Annotated in this window: 3 protein-coding genes and 1 pseudogene; 1 reads left to right on the top strand and 3 read right to left on the bottom strand. The window is 33.9% G+C overall.

What is annotated here, in order from left to right:
* Positions 1-131 precede the first annotated feature (131 nt).
* Together ABY905_RS15345 and ABY905_RS15350 are read right to left on the bottom strand one after the other, a co-directional pair.
* Positions 132-1,181 carry a DUF3667 domain-containing protein gene (locus tag ABY905_RS15345; protein WP_372645451.1) on the bottom strand — a complete coding sequence of 350 codons (1,050 nt, stop codon included), beginning with the start codon at positions 1,179-1,181 and terminating at the stop codon, positions 132-134.
* Positions 1,182-1,193: 12 nt separating this feature from the next.
* Entirely contained in the window at positions 1,194-1,742 is a 549-nt protein-coding gene (locus tag ABY905_RS15350) for a CvpA family protein (protein WP_372645453.1), read from the bottom strand.
* A 206-nt stretch (positions 1,743-1,948) separates the two neighbouring features.
* Here ABY905_RS15350 and trpS point away from each other — a divergent pair, with 206 nt between their 5' ends.
* Positions 1,949-2,938 (top strand): tryptophan--tRNA ligase, encoded by a 990-nt coding sequence (gene trpS, locus ABY905_RS15355; RefSeq protein ID WP_372645455.1) that lies wholly within the window; start codon positions 1,949-1,951, stop codon positions 2,936-2,938.
* Positions 2,939-3,077: 139 nt separating this feature from the next.
* Here trpS and ABY905_RS15360 read toward each other — a convergent pair.
* Positions 3,078-3,383, bottom strand: a pseudogene (locus tag ABY905_RS15360) (Na/Pi cotransporter family protein); the annotation flags it as partial.

The raw sequence follows: 3,383 nt of genomic DNA on the forward strand, positions 1-3,383 counted from the left end.
CCACGCCACTGTAATTCTTCTATAAAACTCATCTTTATCGTATTTTATGTCCCTGTAGGATTCTGTTATGCTATAATTATTTTCGGATGACAAAGATAAGAATTTTACCTTTGTATCCTTATATCGTTCATCTATTCAACTACCAAGGAAATCAAACTATAGAGAATTCCAAAAACAAGTAAAATGTTATAAATAAAGGAAAGCAACAAAAATTTTATAAATGTTTTAAACCATGATTGTCTGTAGTAAAATTTCAAAGCCAAAAATAGTTGTAATGGTATTAATAGGTAGAGGTAAAAAGCAAATGGATATATAGCCTTAATTCCTGTCATAATAAGTAATTCACTCATTATGACTACCACAAATATAAAGGAGTGAAAGTTTAAGGATATTAACAAATGCTCTAACAAATAATATTTTCGACGCATATAAAACAAAGCTAAAAACAGCGCAAAGAGTGGTAGAACTAACAATAAGGTCTGAGATAATTTTTTAAAAGCATTATCAATCAATAATGCGGGATTCAAGCGCCACATATCAACCAGATTCTTCAGTTCTTTATTTATAATTTTACCTCCTCTCTTCACATTTACCGGAGAAGCTTTTGTATCTACTTTCGAAACCGAATCTGAATTGAATGTAATTATCTTGTTTTTCAGATCGAAATCTTTGGTCAAACTATCCATGACTATACTATCACCTTCAATCGAGTCCCTGTCTAATGCATTATCAAAATAAGACAAGAATTGAACGTCCTTTCCTTCTTCATTCTTAAATGTTAAGTTTTTTTCTGAATCCGTTTCTGGTTTGTGATTGTGAGATAATAATAGAAAAGCAAAAAATGTTAGAAACAGATATAAGCGAAAAGGCGGTGTATAGCGAGCTCTTCTGCCTCTCATAAATTCCTTTGTCAGATAACCAGGTCTTACAAAAAGAGGAATTAAGGTGTGAAAGAATTTATTATCCAGAGATAAAGCATCGCCCAATGATTCTGAAACGACACTAAAAAAAGGTCGATGAAAATCTTTAGCCGATTGTCCGCAATTGGTGCAAAACTTACCATCTACAGGATGATCACAATTACTGCATAGGCCAGTAAAGTGAAAGTTTTTTCGAACAGGAAGTTTTTTAATGTACTTTTTAATCTTAGCACCCTGTTTTTTTATAAGATCGGTTTGCATTCAGATTTCCTATTAGATATTTTTCAAACTTTCTGGGAGCTTCTTAATCTTATCTTCTATTTTATCCTTAGTCGATGAGAAATCGGAATCGAAGAAATCAAATATCGTGTCAGATATATAGGTCATTGGTTCATACAAGAGACTTTCTTTTTTCTTCTCTTCAGAGATAAAACTAAACCTATCATTCACATAGTTGATCAAATGCACAACAATACTCAGTATCAAAATTCCTTTCAACAAACCAAAAGCAAGGCCTAAAAGTCGATTAACAAAACCTAATGCAACGGCTTCAACCACCTTATCCATCATTCTACCAATCAGATTGATTCCAATAACAATAACGATGAAAGTCACAATAAAGGAAATATACTCCATATATTGCGATTCATACTTAAAGGTATCCTGAATGACTTCGGCAGTAAAATCGGAAAAATGAATCGCTCCATAAACGCCTAAAATGAGAGCCACCAGAGTTGCGACTTCGTATATAAAACCTTTTGTGAATCCTTTATAAATGGCATAAATCAAGGGGATACCAATAATAATATCGAGTACGTTCATTGCGGTGTGTTTGAAAATAAAAACTAGTGATCGTTTAAACAGATCAAATATATAGAAAAAGCAGACATAATGACCAGATTTTTAGCTCGCAGAAAAATAGAGAAATGAAATATTTTTAAAATTTCTTTTTGTGACTAAGGTTTCATAATTTTGCGTGATTAATTAATTTTCACAGCTCATAGAGTAGCTATTAACTTAATATTAATATGAATACAGTAGTAAGTGGAATCCGATCAACAGGTAATTTGCACCTGGGGAACTATTTCGGTGCCATAAAGAACTTTGTGCAAATGCAGAATGACAACAATTGCTTCTTCTTTATTGCAGACTGGCATTCCCTGACTACACACCCAAATCCTGCCGATCTTCACAATAATGTAAGAAACGTATTGGCAGAATATCTTGCTTGTGGAATCGATCCTGAAAAGGCTTGTATCTATGTACAAAGCGATGTGCCAGAGATTACAGAATTGTATCTTTTGATGAATATGAATGCTTACCTTGGTGAATTGGAGCGTACAACATCCTTTAAAGACAAAGCTCGTAAACATCCTGAAAATGTAAACGCTGGATTGTTGACCTACCCAGTTTTGATGGCGGCTGACATTTTAATTCATAGGGCAAAACAAGTTCCAGTTGGAAAAGATCAGGAACAGAATCTAGAGATGGCTCGTAAATTCGCTAAAAGATTCAACAATACATATGGAGAAGAGTTATTCCCAATTCCACAACCTTATTCATTCACTGGCGAATTTATTAAGATTCCTGGTCTTGATGGTTCAGGAAAGATGGGCAAGTCTGAAGGTAATGCAATTGGTTTGATTGAAGATCCAAAATCTATTCATAAAAAGGTGATGAAAGCTGTTTCGGATAGTGGCCCAACTGAAATGAATCAGGTAAAACCAGAGTCGATTCAGAACCTATTTACTTTGATGGATGTTGTTTCAGCAAAAGACACTTACGATTTCTTCAACGATAAATACAACAATTGTGAGATTCGCTATGGCGATTTGAAAAAACAATTGGCTGAAGACATCATCAACTTTAACGCGCCTATTCGTGAGAAGTTCTTAGAAATATCTCAAGATAGTGAATACCTAAGAAGAGTAACTAAACTTGGTGCTGAGCAAGCTCGTGAGAGTGCTGCTAAAACACTTGAAGAAGTTCGTAGACTAATGGGTTTCCGTAAGTTCTAATCCGTTTTCAGAATATTATTTCAAGAAGTGCTGTCCATTGGATAGCACTTTTTTTTTCTTTAATTCTCCTAAATTATATTCACAAAAAAACCTCTGACACCTTAGGCATCAGAGGTTTTGTCATATTTAGATTTTTCAATTAATCTTTCATCTCAGAAATTGATTGAGAGATATTGATACAGTAATCACCAATCTTCTCGCACTCTGAAAAGATATCGTTGTAAATGATACCTGCTTTGTATTCGTATTTCTTTTCTTTCACATCATTTAGGTGTTGTTGCTTAAGAATCGTACGGAACTCATCAATTTCTTTTTCAGCCTCGTATGCTTTCTTCGTCATCACATCCTCAAAATCAGTCTCAGTATTATTAAACATGATTACTAAAGCCTCATCCACCAATTCGAACATCTTATTCAAGTTATCACGAACTTCTTGAGGGAACCA

This window comes from Ancylomarina sp. (assembly GCF_041555295.1).
Taxonomy (GTDB): domain Bacteria; phylum Bacteroidota; class Bacteroidia; order Bacteroidales; family Marinifilaceae; genus Ancylomarina.